This window comes from Acidithiobacillus sp. TH-A117, assembly GCF_057473465.1.
On the sequence record NZ_JBYCKQ010000028.1, the window covers coordinates 1 to 17,511 of the forward strand.

General features: G+C 55.7%; 18 protein-coding genes and 1 pseudogene. 2 read left to right on the plus strand and 17 right to left on the minus strand.

The window, feature by feature from the left end:
* Window positions 1-187: 187 nt before the first annotated feature.
* From AC2VLR_RS06260 to AC2VLR_RS06290, 7 genes and pseudogenes are all read right to left on the minus strand, one after another.
* On the minus strand, window positions 188-475 hold the full coding sequence (locus AC2VLR_RS06260) for a HigA family addiction module antitoxin (protein ID WP_215843957.1): 288 nt from the start codon (window positions 473-475) through the stop codon (window positions 188-190).
* Window positions 472-771: a hypothetical protein gene (locus tag AC2VLR_RS06265; RefSeq protein ID WP_486881351.1), complete on the minus strand. Its 300-nt coding sequence runs from the start codon at window positions 769-771 to the stop codon at window positions 472-474. The genes AC2VLR_RS06260 and AC2VLR_RS06265 overlap by 4 nt, the downstream gene beginning before the upstream one ends.
* A pseudogene (locus AC2VLR_RS06270) lies at window positions 768-935 on the minus strand (type II toxin-antitoxin system HigB family toxin); the annotation flags it as partial. The pseudogene AC2VLR_RS06270 and the gene AC2VLR_RS06265, both read right to left, overlap by 4 nt.
* Before the next feature lie 63 nt (window positions 936-998).
* Window positions 999-2,048 carry a dihydroorotase gene (gene pyrC / locus AC2VLR_RS06275; protein ID WP_486881352.1) on the minus strand — a complete coding sequence of 350 codons (1,050 nt, stop codon included), beginning with the start codon at window positions 2,046-2,048 and terminating at the stop codon, window positions 999-1,001.
* A 59-nt stretch (window positions 2,049-2,107) separates the two neighbouring features.
* On the minus strand, window positions 2,108-2,764 hold the full coding sequence (locus tag AC2VLR_RS06280; protein WP_486881353.1) for a tetratricopeptide repeat protein: 657 nt from the start codon (window positions 2,762-2,764) through the stop codon (window positions 2,108-2,110).
* A 48-nt stretch (window positions 2,765-2,812) separates the two neighbouring features.
* Window positions 2,813-3,466, minus strand: a complete 654-nt coding sequence (locus tag AC2VLR_RS06285; RefSeq protein ID WP_486881354.1) for a nucleotide-binding protein — start codon at window positions 3,464-3,466, stop codon at window positions 2,813-2,815.
* Between the two features lie 30 nt (window positions 3,467-3,496).
* Window positions 3,497-4,057: a hypothetical protein gene (locus AC2VLR_RS06290; RefSeq protein WP_486881355.1), complete on the minus strand. Its 561-nt coding sequence runs from the start codon at window positions 4,055-4,057 to the stop codon at window positions 3,497-3,499.
* A gap of 508 nt (window positions 4,058-4,565) precedes the next feature.
* Between AC2VLR_RS06290 and AC2VLR_RS06295 the strand changes: the two genes are divergently transcribed.
* The gene (locus AC2VLR_RS06295) at window positions 4,566-4,961 is read left to right on the plus strand and encodes an SCP-2 sterol transfer family protein (RefSeq protein ID WP_215843963.1); all 396 of its coding nucleotides are present in this window, start codon (window positions 4,566-4,568) and stop codon (window positions 4,959-4,961) included.
* A gap of 51 nt (window positions 4,962-5,012) precedes the next feature.
* Here the strand turns inward: AC2VLR_RS06295 and AC2VLR_RS06300 are convergent, their stop codons facing one another.
* From AC2VLR_RS06300 to AC2VLR_RS06340, 9 genes are all read right to left on the minus strand, one after another.
* Window positions 5,013-6,389 (minus strand): sigma-54 interaction domain-containing protein, encoded by a 1,377-nt coding sequence (locus AC2VLR_RS06300; RefSeq protein WP_486881356.1) that lies wholly within the window; start codon window positions 6,387-6,389, stop codon window positions 5,013-5,015.
* 34 nt (window positions 6,390-6,423) lie between these two features.
* The gene (locus tag AC2VLR_RS06305) at window positions 6,424-6,924 is read right to left on the minus strand and encodes a hypothetical protein (RefSeq protein ID WP_486881357.1); all 501 of its coding nucleotides are present in this window, start codon (window positions 6,922-6,924) and stop codon (window positions 6,424-6,426) included.
* A 108-nt stretch (window positions 6,925-7,032) separates the two neighbouring features.
* Complete coding sequence (locus tag AC2VLR_RS06310) at window positions 7,033-7,854, minus strand: tetratricopeptide repeat protein (protein WP_486881358.1); 822 nt, start codon at window positions 7,852-7,854, stop codon at window positions 7,033-7,035.
* Window positions 7,855-7,874: 20 nt separating this feature from the next.
* Window positions 7,875-8,489, minus strand: a complete 615-nt coding sequence (locus AC2VLR_RS06315; RefSeq protein ID WP_486881359.1) for a tetratricopeptide repeat protein — start codon at window positions 8,487-8,489, stop codon at window positions 7,875-7,877.
* 100 nt (window positions 8,490-8,589) lie between these two features.
* Window positions 8,590-9,111 (minus strand): hypothetical protein, encoded by a 522-nt coding sequence (locus tag AC2VLR_RS06320; protein WP_486881360.1) that lies wholly within the window; start codon window positions 9,109-9,111, stop codon window positions 8,590-8,592.
* 75 nt (window positions 9,112-9,186) lie between these two features.
* A complete protein-coding gene (locus tag AC2VLR_RS06325; RefSeq protein ID WP_486881361.1) occupies window positions 9,187-9,687 on the minus strand; it encodes a hypothetical protein in 501 nt (166 codons plus the stop codon).
* Window positions 9,688-9,735: 48 nt separating this feature from the next.
* Complete coding sequence (locus AC2VLR_RS06330; protein ID WP_486881362.1) at window positions 9,736-10,779, minus strand: hypothetical protein; 1,044 nt, start codon at window positions 10,777-10,779, stop codon at window positions 9,736-9,738.
* Window positions 10,780-10,783: 4 nt separating this feature from the next.
* Entirely contained in the window at window positions 10,784-14,554 is a 3,771-nt protein-coding gene (locus AC2VLR_RS06335) for an efflux RND transporter permease subunit (RefSeq protein ID WP_486881363.1), read from the minus strand.
* A gap of 5 nt (window positions 14,555-14,559) precedes the next feature.
* Window positions 14,560-15,696 carry an efflux RND transporter periplasmic adaptor subunit gene (locus AC2VLR_RS06340; protein WP_486881364.1) on the minus strand — a complete coding sequence of 379 codons (1,137 nt, stop codon included), beginning with the start codon at window positions 15,694-15,696 and terminating at the stop codon, window positions 14,560-14,562.
* Window positions 15,697-15,978: 282 nt separating this feature from the next.
* Here AC2VLR_RS06340 and AC2VLR_RS06345 point away from each other — a divergent pair, with 282 nt between their 5' ends.
* On the plus strand, window positions 15,979-16,548 hold the full coding sequence (locus AC2VLR_RS06345) for a DUF1643 domain-containing protein (RefSeq protein WP_486881365.1): 570 nt from the start codon (window positions 15,979-15,981) through the stop codon (window positions 16,546-16,548).
* 4 nt (window positions 16,549-16,552) lie between these two features.
* On the opposite strand, the gene AC2VLR_RS06350 is transcribed toward AC2VLR_RS06345, so the two are convergent.
* A complete protein-coding gene (locus AC2VLR_RS06350) occupies window positions 16,553-17,158 on the minus strand; it encodes a YidH family protein (RefSeq protein ID WP_486881366.1) in 606 nt (201 codons plus the stop codon).
* Between the last annotated feature and the right edge of the window lie 353 nt (window positions 17,159-17,511).

A 17,511-nucleotide genomic window follows, 5' to 3' on the forward strand; every position in this document is an offset into this window, starting at 1 on the left:
GCGCTGTATTGCCTTAATTTCTTAGACAGTAAAGTTATTTATCATTACTTATCAATACGTTAGATTGAAATAAAATACAATTTGTAATCAGTGGGTCGGGGGTTCGATTCCTCTCGCCAGCACCAAATAAAACAATAAGTTATCAATTCACACACAACTCATTTTCTCTATGCTGCATGGGGCCATGCTATCGCGCCATCCGCGCCAGTGGCGTAATGTCGGGACGGGGCAACTGTTCAGCCTGCCAGAGTTCCCACTGGGTCTGCATCGCCAGCCAGAACTCCGGCGACGTACCCAACCAGGCAGCCAAGCGCAATGCCAGATTCGCCGTCACCCCGGCATGTCCATTCAGCAGTTTGGAGAGTGTCAACCGACTCACCCGCAAATCCTTGGCTGCCTGTGTCACCGTCATATCCTCCGGCAACCATTCCCGCAACACCTCACCCGGATGCGCCGGATTGTGCATTCTGCTCATCTTTGTAATCCTCCTAATGATTGTAAGCCATGCTGCGCCATCAGAAACGCCAAGGCTTCCGTCGCTGTCATGGCCTCCGGCATGGGATAGTGCCCGGACTCATAGGCTTCCATCAAATCCCCGACCATAGCGGCCAGGCCCGCCAAGGGGTGGGATTCATCCGCACCTCCCGCGTCCAGAATGATATCCAGCGATTTCACCAACGCCTGATATTCCGCATCGTTTGTGGGCGGGGTCAGTAGCGGCGCAACATAAGACCAATGTGCCAATGCCAAATCCAGTTGTGCATTATTCATTTCCAGTCTCCTCTATCATAAGCCTTGTGCGTCATCACCGCCCGTACAAACACTTTCCCGGTGTTGAAATGAATGGCGGCAATCAGCCGGAGCTTATTGCCATCCGCGTCGAACACATATGTGTCGCCCACCTTGTCCACCGCAGGAAAGCAGGCTTTCACTTCCGCAAAATTCTGTCACTGCACCCGCTTCGTCAGTCGATGGAGGGATTCAGATAGGGTTAGCAGTTACTGGGCTCTCTGCGTTTCTTTAATCCGCCAGTGAACGGCCTGCCCAGCGCGCAGCGGGATCAAGGTATCTTTTCCGCAGTCTAAGCTTTCCTCTACGGTCCAGGAGGTTTTTTCCAGGATGATGCTGTCCTGGTTGCGGGGAAGTCGGTAGAAGTCCGGGCCGTGAAAGCTGGCAAAGGCTTCCAGACGGTCCAGGGCGTCTGCTGCTGCAAATACTTCGGCATACAGTTCAATGGCAGCATGAGCCGTATAAATACCGGCACAGCCACAGGCCGATTCTTTGTCCTGACGGGGGTGCGGGGCGCTGTCAGTGCCGAGAAAATAGCGGGGATTACCGCTGGTAGCCGCTTGCAGCAGGGCTTGGCGATGGGTTTCCCGCTTAAGGATGGGCAGGCAGTAATGATGGGGCCGGATACCCCCCGCAAAGAGTGCATTGCGATTGAGCAGCAGATGGTGGGCGGTAATGGTGGCGGCAAGCTGTGGCCCGGCCTCGGCCACAAACTGGGCGGCGGTGCGGGTGGTGATGTGTTCCAGCACCATGCGCAAGCCCGGAAAATCCCGGATCAAAGGCTGGAGATGACGCTCGATAAATACGGCCTCGCGATCAAAAACATCCACTTCAGGATCAGTGACTTCGCCGTGCAGGAGGAGGGGCAGGTCGTGCTTTTGCATGGCTGCGAGCACCTTGTACACTCGTTTGAGGTCCGTAACCCCGTTTTCTGAATGGGTGGTGGCTCCTGCGGGATAATATTTCACCGCCTGGATAAAGCCGCTGTTTTTGGCTGCTTCGATTTCACTCGCCGTCGTGTTATCCGTCAGATAAAGGGTCATGAGCGGCTGGAAAACGGCGTCTTTTTCCAGGGCTGCCAGTATCCGGTCCCGATAGGCGCTGGCCAGCTCCACCGTGGTGACCGGCGGTTTCAGGTTGGGCATGACAATGGCCCGGGCAAAGCGTCGGGCAGTGTCGGGCAGCACCGAGGCCATGGTCGCTCCGTCACGCAGATGCAGATGCCAGTCGTCGGGTCGGGTCAGGGTGAGTTCTTGCACGGCATCATCCTCGGCAGGTGAAAACTAACCGGGATGATAAGGGGCTGGTGCCCTGCTTTTCAATGCGGGGCAGGGGATGGTGGTACAGGCTTGGTCCCCTTGTGGGGGGCTGCAGTGGCCTTTCGGGTCGCAGCCTTGCTTTGTACCTGGAGGTGATGGTCAATAGCGGCGGCTTCCCGGGGATTCAGAGAGTCGATAAGTGGCAACAAGCCATAGGCTTCGTCAAAGCGTCCCAGACGAATCATGGTGCGAGCGGCGCTACCGTAGGCAATAGCGGCTTCTGGATACCTTCCGGTCATGTAGTACACATTGCCCAATTCCCCATAAATTCCGGGATGATCGGGCGCTTCCTTGAGCAATTTCTGGTAATCGGCAATGGCTTTCGGTGCGTCCCGCCGCCAGTAGGCTGCCCGTGCCTGTAACAGCAGCTTGGTTTCCGCCTTGCTCAAGGTTTTGGTCGAGGCTGGTTTGGGCATGGATAGCGCCGGAGCTGCCTTGATGTTCTTGTGCGGAGGATAAGGCTTGGGCACTCCCGCATGGGTAGGTTTTTCAGGTACTGCGGCGGCCGCGTTGGCAATAATGCTACAAGACAAAATCCGGAGATGGGCTCCGCTCGTCAACAGTTGCAGTCCGGTGCCCGCAAAAAGACAGGTCACCAGTGCTGCAGCCTTGAAAAGAGGTCGTCTGAGCCAGGAATTGGGGGAGGAATGATGCATGATGGGTGCGCCTCCATAATTGAGGTTGGATTCGGAAAAAAACATGATTCAGTCAGCAGAACGCTTGCGTAGTTCCGGATAGAGTGCAGCTGCCAGTTTTTCCAGTTCCTGGCTGGCCTTGCTACGGGCATCCAGTTCGAATACGGCTTGGGCTTCGCTGAGAGAGCGACGAAAGGCCGTGCGTTGCCCGAGACGCAGGCCCAAAGGCTGGAGGTCGGTTAACTCTGCGAGCATGGCCTCCGCTTCATCACTTTCGCGGATGGCATGATGGGTGTCAGCACGATTAATGAATGCCCTGACCGGGGGTGCTGACCATTGCCGGCAGGCCTCCAGAAAACGCTGGGCCGACCAGATATCCGCCTGACTGGGACCGACGGGCATCAGGATGGCATCTGCAACTGACAATGCGCGGCGAAAACCGGTTAACTCAGAATAGCTGCAGTCCATCACCTGGTAAACGGCGTCTGTGGCCTTGTCCAGATCAGTAGCCACAGTAAGGGCGGGATGAATCTGCAGGTCTTGGCGATCATGACATACGTCCAGCAAAGTCCCCTGTGGGTCCAGATCATACAGTTGTACAGGAACCCGATAGGCCAGCCACACGGCCAAGTTGAAACTGACCGTGCTCTTGCCGGACCCGCCTTTCATGGATGCTACGACCAGACGCATCAGTGCCCCATGCCGTTCTGGGTGAGAACCCATAAGGGTTCCCGGGCGGGCCTGATTCTTGATCTAGCGGCCGTATCCATAAGGGGAATACCCGTAGGGTGACTGATAAGGGCCCATGGGTGGTGGGGGCATGCTGGGACGCATCTGCTGCGGGTACTGTCCCTGGTTGGGCCCCTGGTTGGGATAGGCATAGCCTGGTTGTGGGGCCGGATAACGCGCATAGCCCTGACTTGGTCCGTAGTAGGGCTGCCCATAAGATGGTTGCGGATAAGCATAGCTGCCACCCCCTTGATATTCGCCCTGGTAAGGCTGGCCGTATCCACCATAGGGGCCGCTGTTCATGTTCATGGGACCGCCGCGTGGACCATTGAAGCTCATCCCACCCATATCCCAGGGACCATTGGAACCTTGCATGGGACCGCCATAGCCACTGAAGGGGCCGCTGTTTCCGTTCATCGGACCACTATAACCGGACCAGGGCATACCGCCGCCGCTCCACGGCATATCGCCACCCCAGGGACCCCAAGCGTATGCGGGGGCTGCGATGAGCATCCCTGCGGCGCCGATACCGGCTGCGATGGTCAGCGAACGTACAGTCCGTGTGAATTTTGATGAGTGCTGCATCACATACTCCTTTTGCCTTTCAAAAAATACCCACTTCTTTTGTCGGAAGCCTTTGAAGGGCGCGACTGAGGATGAAGCGGATTCCAAGACTGTATAAGCATACTACGTGCCACGTTTTAACCTTTTGTTTTTATGATGTAACTCTTATCTGGCGGATGGAGCGCATGCAACGTAAATCATAAAAGTTGATGTTTTTTCAATCTGAAATGGATTGTTGCAGGGCAAATGTGGGCAACACTCATTGCAACACATGGAGGCGCGGAGAAAATTCAGGGGGAACTGTGGATATGTTGCAAAAGGGCTTGCAACAGATGTTTCTGTCTGATGAGTCTAGGTTGATGATTATTCATCATCATTTTAAATGAGTGTTGCATGTGTCATTTTTTCTTTTCATTAAAATTATATGTTTATCAAGATATTAAATTTTGGTATGAAATATGCATTAAAGCTTTGCGTTTTGTGCGCACCTGTTGCGCTGGTGTTTGATGATAAAAATGGAGAGTTAAAAATGGCAGATTTGTTTTCACCCGCATGGATGGCCCGCTTTGTAGAAGAATGGAACAAGGACCCGGAACTTTCTGGTGCCCTGGCCCAGATTGGCTTTAATTCGGTCATTGGTTATGGTTATCCCGAAGAAGAAAAGCCCCGGGCGTTTCTGGTGGTACAAAACGGCCAGGCGACGGCCTTTGGACCCTATACGGATCAGCCCCTCAACTGGGATATTCGGGCCCAGCATCCGCAATGGCTGAAGTGGATCGAAAAATCACCGGGAATGACCGGTCTGGGAATGGCCTTTACGACCGGAAAAATCAAATTCAAGGTGGGGGATTATGCCAGCATGCTCAAAGATCCGCGCATGGCGGGTCCCTTTGTGAAAAGTTTTTCGGCCATGTCGAAAATTTAATAGATATTAAACGGAGTGTCAGGGCTTCTATATGCTTCAGAAGCCCTGATATTAACTGCCCAGGTGGCTATTGCTGTCTTTTCCGGTAATGCCCAAGCGGGACAGATGCCGCCACAGGGTGACACGATCAATGCCGAGTTCGCGCGCGGCAGCGGCACGATTGCCGCCATGTTTATCGAGCAGTTGTAAAAGTCTATCGCGGCCGTAACCGGCGTCGCTTTCATAGTCTGCAGCAGTGGAGTTGGTCACAGATCTCGAATGCATTCTGTCGAGAAAATCCTTGGGAAAGTCGCTGTCACTGATTTCCGATCCGGCGCTGCAAATAGCCACGTATTCCATGACATTGCGCAGTTCCCGAACATTTCCCGGCCAGGGATAATCGAGCAATAGATGTTTTGCCGCAGAACCGAGTTTTTTCTTGTGACCCCCGGCAGTGATTTTCAGGAAGTGCTCGGCTAGCAGCATGATGTCAGAAGGTCGTTCACGCAGAGCCGGAATCCGGATGGGGATCACATTCAGGCGATAGAACAGGTCACTGCGAAAATCACCATTTTCTACCAGCTCTTTGAGATTACGATTGCTGGCTGCCACAACCCGGACATCCACTTGTTGAGTTTTGGTGCTGCCCACCGGCTCATAGCGCATGTCTTCCAATACCTTCAGGAGTTTGGCCTGATGATGTTTAGGTAACTCGCTGACCTCATCCAGAAAGAGGGTGCCGCCATCCGCCGCTGCAAAGCGACCGATCCTATCGGTGACGGCGCCTGTAAAGGCGCCTTTGACAGAGCCGAAAAACTCGGCTTCAAATAAATTGTCGGGAATAGCGGCGCAATTCACTTCGATCAGGGCTTTTTTGGCGCGATGACTTTGTTGATGGAGCAAACGGACCATCAGCCCCTTACCCGATCCGGATTCTCCCTGAAAGATGACGCTGGCATCGGTGGCTGCGACCTGTTCTATCAATTCGAGGGCATCGCGCATATGCGGATCATCGGTAATGAAACCGACACTGCGGGTGCCCCCCAGAATCCGTTCAGCATGACGCAGCTCGGAAACGTCCTCGATGAAAAAAATGCGCCGTTTGTGTTGCTTGCGTTCGACCAGGCGGGTTCTGATCTGGAGAGTTTTATGGTCGCCTTCACTGACCGGCAGCAAATGATCCCAACGAATACAGCCTGTTTGCGGACGACTGACGGCATCGTCCTGTCCGGCAGCAATAGCGGCCCGGACCAGTTCTTTTTGCACGCTGCCCCCCGGGATGCTGCGCAGGTGCTCCAGGGTCGGAACCTCCAGTAAGGACTTGGCGGCGGCATTGCAGAATTCAATTTTCCCCTGAATATCTGTCAACAAAATGCCCGCATCTATGGAGTCCAGTAATTCGGGCAAAACTTCACAGAGGGTTTCCAGTTCGGTGCTCAGTGATGCCATTGTTTTCTCCTGGGCTAGCACCGCGCTCTCGGGGTTACTGGTTGCCATAGGCATCCCCCTGGTACGGATAGCCACTTTGATATTGCGGATTATATCCTGGTGCTACCCCATCATAGGCTTCCTGGCGGGGAGGGGGTAGGGGGGCCCGGGGTCCGTAAGTAGGGTCATTATGATTGAAGGGCAACATGCCACTGAGAAAGGAAAAAGGTGGAGTGATGTTGCGGTTCAGGCTCCAGAACTCAGCCTGCATCTGCCCGGTAGCCCGCGCCATGTAGTTGGTGGAATGGGTCATTTGCGTCATGTTCCGGGACATACTGTCCATGTTGCGCTGAATATTGGGGCTCATTTTCTGGAACTGCGCGGTCATCTCATGCAGATCATGGGACATTTCCACGGCCAGATAAAACTCATAGGCCGCCAGCACCAGAAAGGCGACGAGGGCTGCATAAACAATCAGTCTGAGCTGGCGGTCCGAAAGGCCGGCAATATGATGCTGAGACTGCGAGGATGACTCCGTAGTCGGTTGTTCCGCCATGATGTTTGGGCTCCTGATGAGGAAATGGGGTCTTTATTTAAAGTACATCATGCCCGGTTTATTCAGCTTTTTTCGCTGTAAACAGGGCATGCTTTACTACTGCTTGCCTCAAGCCGGAGGCATGCCGGTTTCCGCTTCCGGGGCGTGAGAAAGCGCTTCCTGCACTTTTTGCGCTTCCGCCGGATCCAGCCGTCCAAGAATAGGAATCAGCGCCGCGCCATCGGCATAGCGTCCTGCATGAATCAGCTGCATGGCCGCCTGGCCATAGGCGTTACCGGCCTGATGATAGTGCCCGGTCATATACAGAACATTGCCCAGTTCTCCATAAGCGGCTGGAGAATCAGGGGCTTCCTGGATCAGGTGATGGTAGTCGGCGATGGCGCCGGTGTAGTCATGATGCCAGAAAGCGCCGCGTGCCTGCATGAGTAGCTTGGTCTGATCGGGGGTCAGGGGCTTGTTGTTATGCGTGATGGCGGCAATGCTGGGAGCACTGGTGACATGCAGGACTTTCTGCGCGGGCTGGGTGGGTGCTGCGGCAGTTTTGCCGGGTTCATTGGCGGTTATGGCCCAAATGAACAAAATGACAATGATGATCAGTAAAATCAAAATGATCAGGGGGTATCCGACAAAACGGCTGATTCCCCCCTTCTTTTGGGCGGGGGGTGGTGGAGGAGGAGAATAACTACTGTAACTGGAACTGCTCGCGGCTGCGGCAGCGGCTGCTGCAGCCGCCGCACTAGCTGCCGCATCGGCATCTACAGTGGTGCTGGATTCAGCAGTCTGGTGGGGCTGCTCACTGCCGGTGTGTACCGATTCTGTATCCACATGTGCGGGAGTTTCGGTTTCTACGATGGTTTCGGTGCTGCCTTCGGCCGGACTGACAACGGCATTTTCGCCATGCAAATGCGGCTCTTCTCGAATGTCACTCATGGTTCCATACTCCTTAAGGATTAACGCGCCAGGGCCTGGCGGATGAGGGTGGCCTGATTCGGGTCCAGGGAACTGATCAGGGGTAATAGTGCAGCGGCAGAGGGATATTGATGTGCAGCGATCAAGCTCCTGGCAGCGCCGGTATAAGCCTTGCCAGCCGACAAAGGATGGCCTGTCTGATAATAAATATTCCCCAATTCGCCATAAAGTTCAGGAACTTCAGGAAGTTGCGCGATGAGCGCATGGTAATCGGCAATAGCGGCTTTCACATCGTGGTTCCAGAACGCCTGGCGCGCGGCCATCAACAAGGCGTACTGAGACTGGGTGAGATTTTTGGGAAAACGGACTTTTGCAGGCGCTGCCACGGGGACTGGATGTGTGGCCGTATCAGGTTTTGCCGGTACAGCTGCCGATGTCACCGGCGCTGCTGGCGGATGTGTGGACTGCGTGGAAAGCGGCGTGCTTTCCTGGTTTTCCCACCATTGGTGCATCGCCAGCCATTTTTGCTCGGTGTACTGGCGCGTATTCTGCCAGTCATGGCGCCAGAGCTGGGGATACTGAATGGCAGCTATGACGATCAGAACCAGGACTACCAGAATAATAAACCCAATGATTTTACCCAATATTCGTTTCATGGCTGGCCTCTTTTGGCACCTGTATGCAGCATTTATTTAGATGTTCAGCTCGAAAGAAAGCGGGCTGCGCAAGCGCGCGCAGCCCATGGTCATTTCTGCATCATGGATATCCATAACCGGGGCGATAAGGTCCTGGAGGGGGTGCATACTGCTGCTGATTATCGGCATAGGGAGTTGCCTGGGGCGGCGCGTAGTAGCTGTTAGGATTCTCCTCAGGGTAATTGCCGTATGCAGGATAACTGGCTGTTGCGGGAGGATAAGCCTGCGGTGCTGGTGGGTAAGCATAACCGTTGTCGGGTTCACCACCATAGCCTCCACCGTAATAGCCACGGTAAGGCTGACCGTAAGCGCCCCAATGGCCGCTGTTCAACTGCATGGGACCTCCATGGGGACCATGAAAGCTCATACTCCCCATATCCCAGGGACCGCTGTTTCCGGTAAAGGGGCCGCCATAACCGCTGAATGGTCCGCTATTTCCCCAGAAAGGATGGCTGTAGCCACTCCAGGGCATGTCATTCCAAGGTCCCCAACCCCAGGCATAGGCGGGTGAAGCCATCATGAACCCGGCACATCCCAAGGCTGCTGCAAGACTGGCCGCTTTTGCGAAATATTTTATTTTCATCGTACAGACTCCTTTACAAATCTGCGTCAGCATGGGCTCAGTGGACGCCGCTGAAACGCATTCTGTTCAAATTGCTCACCAAGTACTCCAGGGACTCATGGGCCCCATCGGCGACATGGGGTTCATGGAAGACATGGGACTCCAGGGCATACCACCACCACCCCAGGGCATGCCACCACCACCCCAGGGCATACCACCACCCCAGGGCATACCACCACCGCCCCAGGGCATACCGCCACCATCCCAAGGCATGCCATAGCCTGACCAGGGGCGACCATATCCCCCGAAAGGGCCGCCATTGAAGTTCATGGGTCCCCAATGCGGAAAGGTCATGTGAAAACTGCCCATACTCCAGGGACCGCTCCTACCCTGCCAGGGACCACCATAACCGGACCATGGTCCGGAATCGCTCTGCCACGGATTGGAATAGCCACTCCAGGGCATGGCGTTCTGCCAGCCTGACCAGGGCATTTCTCCGCCCCCCCAGGGTTCCCAGGCATAGGCCGCAACGGGTACAGATAAGCTTCCAAGGGCGGCAGATAGAATGGCTGCCTTTAACCATTTTGCTGTTTGCATTGCATTCTCCTTGTTTTTTCAGGAGGACCGTTGTCCCTGTCTGTCTGGTTATGGGTAGCCATAACCAGGTTGCGGACCATAAAACTGCGGTGGTCGGGCTTCGGGATGCGGTCCATAAGGTGAAGGTCCGTATGCAGGCGCGCCAAAATCTGGCCTGGGGCCGTTTTGCCAGGGCCTGTTGGCGCCCGGATAGGGTGCGGATGGCATGGGTCCATAGTTTGACTGGCCATAATCGGGTACCGGCCCATATTGGGGTGGCCTGGCAAAGGATGGCGGTGGTCCATAGGCGGGTGGGCCGTAAGCAGGCACATTTGGATGAGGCGCGGCATAAGCAGGCCTGGCTGCGTTCTGCCAGGGCATGACGGCGCCCGGGTAGGGCATGGGACCCATAGGCCCGAAGTTGGGGCTGCCATAAGATGGAAATGGTCCATGGTAGGGTCCCTGTGGATAGCCTACAGGTGGAGGATAGCCTGCGCCGTTCATTGGCGCGTCGGGGGCGCCATACCCCGGTCCCGGACCATATTGGGGTGGCTGGGCGTAAGGACCCGTTGCGTATGCCGGGGGACCATAAGCCGGACTAGTAGCGCCCTGTCCAGGCATGGCGGGACCACCGTAAGGTGCAGGACGCATGGGTCCGTAATTCGCTTCGCCCTCACCTGGGGCTGCTGGATAAGCGGGCATGTATCCGCCTTGGGGAGCGCCCATGGGAGATGGCGCTATGGCATCCATGTCCCCTTCATGGGATCCGTTGGGATAAGGTCCGGGTGGAGGGGGTACCCAGTCTGCGACTTCGTTGAATGTGGCTGTGGGCATGGGTGTTTGCGGCCGGTGCCAGTTATTGCTGGCTGCGGATGGGTTGGGCATGTTATATGGCGCGTAACCATGCCATTCGGCGTAGGTGGAATCAGCGGACCAGTCAGAGCTTGTATTGCCGGCCATGCCAGGGTTGATGGCATAGGGGCTGGGGATAGAGTAGGGCGTATCTACCGCTGCCAGGGCCTGGGCCTGCATACCCACTGCTGTACACACTGCCACACCCAGCCAGAACAAATGTTTGCGGCTACGCGGTGCGCGGGATTGAGGGCGCGTCATGGAATTAATCCTCCTTTTTCGGTTTGGAACCGGGTGAACGTAAATGAATGCCGCGTCCTTTGTTTCGTGAGGCCCGTTGCGTTGCTGCTGCATCCGGTGCCTGAGCGACAGTGGGGGCTTGACGGCTGACGTCGGACTGGCTGGTGCTTTCCGCCTGCGCGGTCGTCGGTTTGACGGGCTCTGGCGGATGACCAGCCGGGCCTGGATTCGGGGTGATGGGGCCAGAAGGGCTATGGGGATCGGGCCATTCAGGTGGGTTGCGGGTGGTCGGTCGTTGCAGTAACCAGGCCCAGAGCTGACCCCATAAAGCCGCCAGGATTTTGCGAATGGCCAGGAAAAAAGCGCGAATATCCTGTCCGATCATATCCAGGGTCATGCGCAGTGGACCCGCATCTTGCGGCTTTGTGTCCTGCGCCGGGGTGCTTGCTGGAATATCGCTGCGCGTCAGGCTTTCTCTGGGGGGCAGGGACACCTGGAGATGTTCCGGGGCAAAAGGAAAAAGTGCTGCGCCTGTGGGGGCGTCGCCCAGATCCATGCCTGCCGGACAGAAGGCGGCACGCCCGCTCACGCAACCCAGGGGAATAACCAGCAGGGTGAGCACGGTAGAAACCATGACCCCGAAGAGCAGGGAAATGCCCATGCCCCGAAAAATCGGCGAAGTGATGATTTCTGCAGAACCCAGCATCAATGCCAGTGCCGTAATGACAATGGGGCGGGTGCGGGTCGCACAGGCCTCAATCAGGGCATCCATGACTGGCATGCCTTCGGCCACTCGTTGCTGGGAATAATCCACCAGCAAAATGGAGTTGCGCACGATGATGCCCGCGAGAGCGATGAAGCCGATCATGGAGGTGGCCGTAAAGCTCGCGCCAAATAACCAGTGGCCGGGCAGAATCCCGATCAGGGTCAGGGGGATGGGCACCATGATGATGGCGGGAATGACAAAATTACCGAATTCCCAGACCACCAGCATGTAGATGAGGATGATGGCCACCGCAAAGGCAATTCCCATATCCCGGAAGGTCTTGTAAGTGACAGTCCAGGCACCGCCCCATTTGATGGTGGCGTGGGTACCCGAGGGAATGCTGATCCAGTCGATCCCCAGGGGATGGCCATCGGGTGCGACATAACTGGTCAGGGCATTTTCGACTTCCAGCATGCCGTACAGCGGCGCATCCAGGCGCCCCTTGCAGCCGGCCGTCACATATTCCACCGGTTTGAGATCCTGCTGGTAAATGGGTTGCTCAGCGGGACGACGATCAAAATGACCGAGGGTATAAAGGGGAATGGCGCCGTAACTCACCGAGGGTACCGGCAATGCCGCTAAACTATAGACGTTACTGCGCAGGGCCAGAGGCGCCTGAAGCACGGCGGGTACGGCCAGATTCTGGCCGTAGGGGGTGAAGTTACCCAGCTTGTAGCCGCCCAGCGTCATCGCCAGGGTGGCATTAAGAGCACTGGGACGCACCCCCGCCATCCCCGCCTTGATGGCATTCAGATGAAAATGCCAGTAATCGTGCGGGGCTTCGAGGGTGTTATCCACCTCTGTCAGATTTTCCGCCTGCTGGAATACCCGGGTGACATGCCGGGTGACCGCATCGCGGATGGCCGCCGAAGGTCCATAGACTTCGGCAACGACGGGGGCCAGCACCGGTGGCCCCGGCGGGCTCTGCACTACCTGAATGTGCGCCTGATGTTGCATGGCGATGGGCATGATCCGCTGACGGGCGACGACCGCCAGTGCCGCACTGGAGGCGCTGCGTTCGGCCTTGCTCAGCAACTGCACATGGATCATGGCCTGCCAGGGTTTATCGCGCAAATAGTAGTGACGGACCATGCCATTGAAATCATAAGGTTCTGGCGTGCCCACATAACTTTGTAACGCCTGGACATCTTTCATTCCCTGCAAGCTTTGCACTACTTCGGCGGTGACATTGGCGGTCACGGGCATGGCCGTACCTGCCGGCAGGTTAATGACGACATTGAAGGCGCTGGAGTTGCCGTGGGGGAGCATGGTGAAAGGCACCCACTCGACCAGAAACAGGGCAAGGCTCGCAAAAAAGGCCACGACGATCCCACCCAGAAACAGGCGCCCGTAAAACTTGCGACGAATCAGCGGAATCAGCGTGTTGCGAAAAAATTTGCGTAACCAGGTGGCCTGGCGATGTTCGCTGCGGTGCATCCGCTCCAGACTTTTCAGGCTGGGCTTGAAGCGCAGCATCAACCAGGGCGCCAGGGCAAAGGCGGTGAACAGGGAAAACAGCATGGCTACCGAACCGAGGACGGGGATGGGCGCCATGTAAGGGCCCATCATCCCCCCCACAAACCCCATGGGTAACAGCGCGGCAATCACGGTAAAGGTCGCCAGAATAGTCGGGTTACCTACTTCGCGGACTGCATCAATGAGGGTTTCCGTGGAGGTGGTTCCTTCCTGTAACCAGCGCCGGTAAACGTTCTCGACGATGACGATGGAGTCATCCACCAGAATACCAATAGAGAAAATCAAGCCGAAGAGACTGACCCGATTGATGGTAATGCCCAATAACCAGGCCGAAAACACCGTGATCAGCAAAATCAGGGGAATGGTGATGACCACCACAGCGGCGGCGCGCCAGCCCAGTGCCAGCAAGATCAGCAGGGTGACTGCTGCGGTGGCGACAAACAGCTTGAAAAGCAGGGAATCTACCTTGGCGTTGGCTTTTTTGCCATTATCGCGAGTGATGCTGACATGCACATTGCCGGGAATGACGGTGCCTTCCAGGCTATGCATTTTCTGAATCAGGGCGCGGGCTACTGTAACGCCATTACTGCCGGCAATTTTGGCCAGAGCAATGGTGACGGCGGGGGCACCATCCACTTCGGGCTGATTTTTGCCGACTTTTTGATAATAATTCACCAGGCTGTGGGGATCACTGGGGCCGAGGCGCACCTGAGCCACCTGAAACAAATACACAGGTTCCTCGTCATAAACACCCACCACCAGATTGCGCACTTCAGCCGGCGTGCGCAGAAACTGTCCGGTAACTACCCGCATCTGCATGTTCTGCACATCGGTCTGCCCGGTTTCGGTCTGGGCGTTGGACGCTTCAATGGTTTGCGCCACTTGCTGCGGCGTGATTCCATAAGCGGCCAGGCGTTCGGGATGAATATCGACGGTCAGGGCTTCCCGGGGACCATGCACAATGAAACTCTCACCGGTCTCAGGCACCTGTTTCAGATGCTGCAGGGCGGTCCGCGCGATTTCATTCAGGGTGGCAGGCCCCACCTCCTTGGACCAGAGGGTGAAGGTCATGAAGGGTACACTGTTGATCCCCTTGGCGCGCACCAAAGGATGCGTGGCTCCCGGGGGAATCCGGTTCATATTGGCGGCCAGTTTGTTATAGACCTCCACCAGCGATGGCCCCATCCGTCTGCCCACCTGAAAACGCACGGTGACCATGGACTCGCCCCGATTGGACACCGAATACACATGCCGCACCCCGGGCAGTTCACTCATCATGCGTTCCAGAGGGTCACTGACCATGCGCGATACTTCAGCAGGAGAATGGCCGGGATAACCCACAAAAATATCAATCATGGGCACGGAAATTTGGGGATTGGAGGCTCTGGGGGTAGAAATCAGGCCGAGAATGCCCGCCGCGATCAGCACGATGAGCAGTAATGGGGCCAAAGGCGAGCTGACAAAAATCTTGGCAATGGAGCCTGCCACTCCCAAGCTGCGGGTGTGCGTGGTTTGCGGCTGTTCCGGCTCGGGTGTCTGGCAACCGTTATGCATGGCGCTTACTCCCCGGAAGTGGCGCTGGTCTGGAGCTGGTAACCTGAACCAACACCGGCGGGGGGATCATTGACGATGATCTGGCCAACGCGCAGTCCGGCCAGTACCTGCACCTGCCCATCAGCCAGCGGTCCACCCAGACGCAGGACATGCATTTCGGTCACCCCATGCTGATCGACCAGTACAGAGGGTAATGAGGCTCCCGGTATCAGCGCGCTCCGGGGAATGGCGGGTTCATCCTGGGCAGCACTGCCATAGCTGGGCAGACTGATGGTCGCATAGGCGCCCACCCCGATGGCGGCATTTTGCGGGAGGCTGACCTTGACGGCTACCGTATGGGTTTGGGGGTTGGCCTGGGGTGCCACCTGGACCACTCTGCCCGTCACCTCGCCAGCGTTGTCCCCGAGATGCACCTGCAGGGATTCTCCGGGATTCAGATTACCTGCCAGACTCTCCGGCACCTTGACCAGAAGTTGCCGGGGGCCACCACTACCCAGCACCATGAGCGGCTGACCGGGTTGAACGATATCGCCGGGATTCACCTCCTTTTCGAGGACCACCCCTTGAAAGGGTGCAATGGAAACTGAATTGTTCATTTCCGCCTCAATCTGACGGATTTTCCAGACGGATGCCTCCAGTTGAGTTTGCGCTTTCATGGCTGTGGCAGCGCGATTTTCCAGATTGGACTGATAAGTGGCCCAGGGATTCTGGTTGTTGCCCATCATGGCTTTGAAGCCCTCACCCATCCAGGTAAAAGGATTCATGAAGGAGGGTGGATTGTAACTATACAGTTGATAACCATACTGGGAATAACCATTGTGCAGTGCTACTTCATCCGCCTGGTAAGCGGCAATGGCCTGGGCTTTCTGGGCAAGCAACTGATCATCATCCAGCGCCACCAGCGGCTGTCCCGGCATGATGGGCATGCCAGCTTCACCCGCTACAAATTTGACTCTGCCGGGTAACTGGGCGCGCAAGGTTACTGTAAATGCCGGGATAATCCGTCCTCCCAGCATTGGACCAATGCCGGGAGCCGCTTGTACGCTCACCAGGCTGGGGGTTGCCGCTAGGGCCGTTCCCCCCGTCGCAGCAAACAGAAGGGATCCGCAAAACATAGTGCAGCGCCAGATATTCCTTTTCATAGACCGTTTCCTTGCAAGTTTTATGAGCATGAGTACAGCCCAAAGTATTTGCCGGTTTATTAGCAGAAACTGTGCCAATATATAACATCATGTAAAATTTGAGTTTTATGGTATTTGTGAAAATGTCTCGCAACGATGGGATTTTATACTGGCTTGTTTCCGCAGTGGTTTGGCATGTTGAAGCGTTGCAACAGCCTGTTGCAAGGCTGCACGCATTTGCTGGAGCGCTGTTTCTGCTGGTAATGTGAAAAATTGGCGTGGAAGACTTCGGGGGTAGTAGTCATGATGCGGATCGGGCGTACGGTGCAACACGCCCCGGCAGTGGATATTGCCGGTATTCAGGCGGATTTTTCTCCCTGCCATACTTGGCGCTATGGCTTGAGTTTACCTTTTAGAGATCGCAATGGTCCTATGGTAACGGTATTTTTGAAAAATCCTTCCAGTGCCAGCGCAAGCGCAGCCGATAAAACCGTACGCACGGCCAGCGAATATGTCTGGCGCAATTTCCCGGAAAGTGGCGGCGTGCATATTCTCAATCTGTATGCACTGAGAGGGACCGATAGTCAGGAGGTTGGTCAAGCATTACGGGAGAAGGGGGCCACCTACGTGATCGGCCCCGAGAATGATGCAGTTATCCAACAGACACTAGCGGGGAGTGCGGCGGTCATCATTGCCTGGGGAGGCCATGCCGGAATCCCGGCCGCTCCTTATGATCAGCGCGTGCGAAGCTGTCTGGAGATGCTCGCAGACAGCCACTTGCCGGTCTGGAGGAATGGCCGCAAGGGATCGGAAAACTATCCGTTTCATGCCTGCTACTGGGCATATCAGGATGATTTGGTGGCCGTTTGTTGATGGCTTACAAGGAGACCCGGATGATCATGATCGCCAGAACAACAGTAATCCCCAGGAGAATGACACCATATAAACCATACAAAAATTTGTTGACATGGTAGTCTCCCATATCAACCCGCTTGACGGTGCGAATGAAATTGACCCCGCCAATGACCAGATTGGTGACCCCGAGAATAATGAAAACAATGCCCATTCCCGAGAAGCCTTCGCCCATCACCAGTTTGGTGTGCAGCATAAGGGATAGCTGCTCCAGAAAAAAATCGAACTTTTCGATCACAAAACCAAAAGCAATCAGGCCGATACCGGTGCGTACCCATGCCAGAAAAGTACGTTCGGCGGCCATGTAAATCCGGGGGTCAATAATCTCTTTTGCTGCCACAGCGGGTCCCTTTTCGATATGTCTCAGATCGAACATGAAGTTAAAGCCTACCACAAAAATCAGCGCAATTGCGGGCCAGGTTAATACGTTGAAAAGCTCATGAAAAAAATGCCCCAGCCTGGCATAGTGCAAGGCTATAAACAAAACGGCGAGGCGTTCGGATACCAGTCCGGTACCAATGGAAACAAACAAAAGCTTAAAGTAGCCTAGATAGGTGCGTTCCAATGCCATGTACAGTCGTGGTTCGCGTACAGTGGGCAGGTTTTTCAGGAACATCATAGGCTAGATCACCCAATAAGCATGTCAGTCAAAGTGATACAGCGGCGTATGACAATATTTTTTTGGCGCAGTCTAACGCGAATGGCGCGATCTGAGAAGCAGCACGGTGACAGCCGTATACATCGCGTTTCGGATGGGCAAGTGCTTCAGACAGGTTATGCAGCCAGTCCTGCGGCTAGTCCTGCGGCTAGTTCTTGACGCCACCTCTAGGGAAGGCTAGGATACGCCCACTTTTCCCCGGTAGCTCAGTCGGTAGAGCGGGTGACTGTTAATCACTAGGTCGGCAGTTCGAGCCTGTCCCGGGG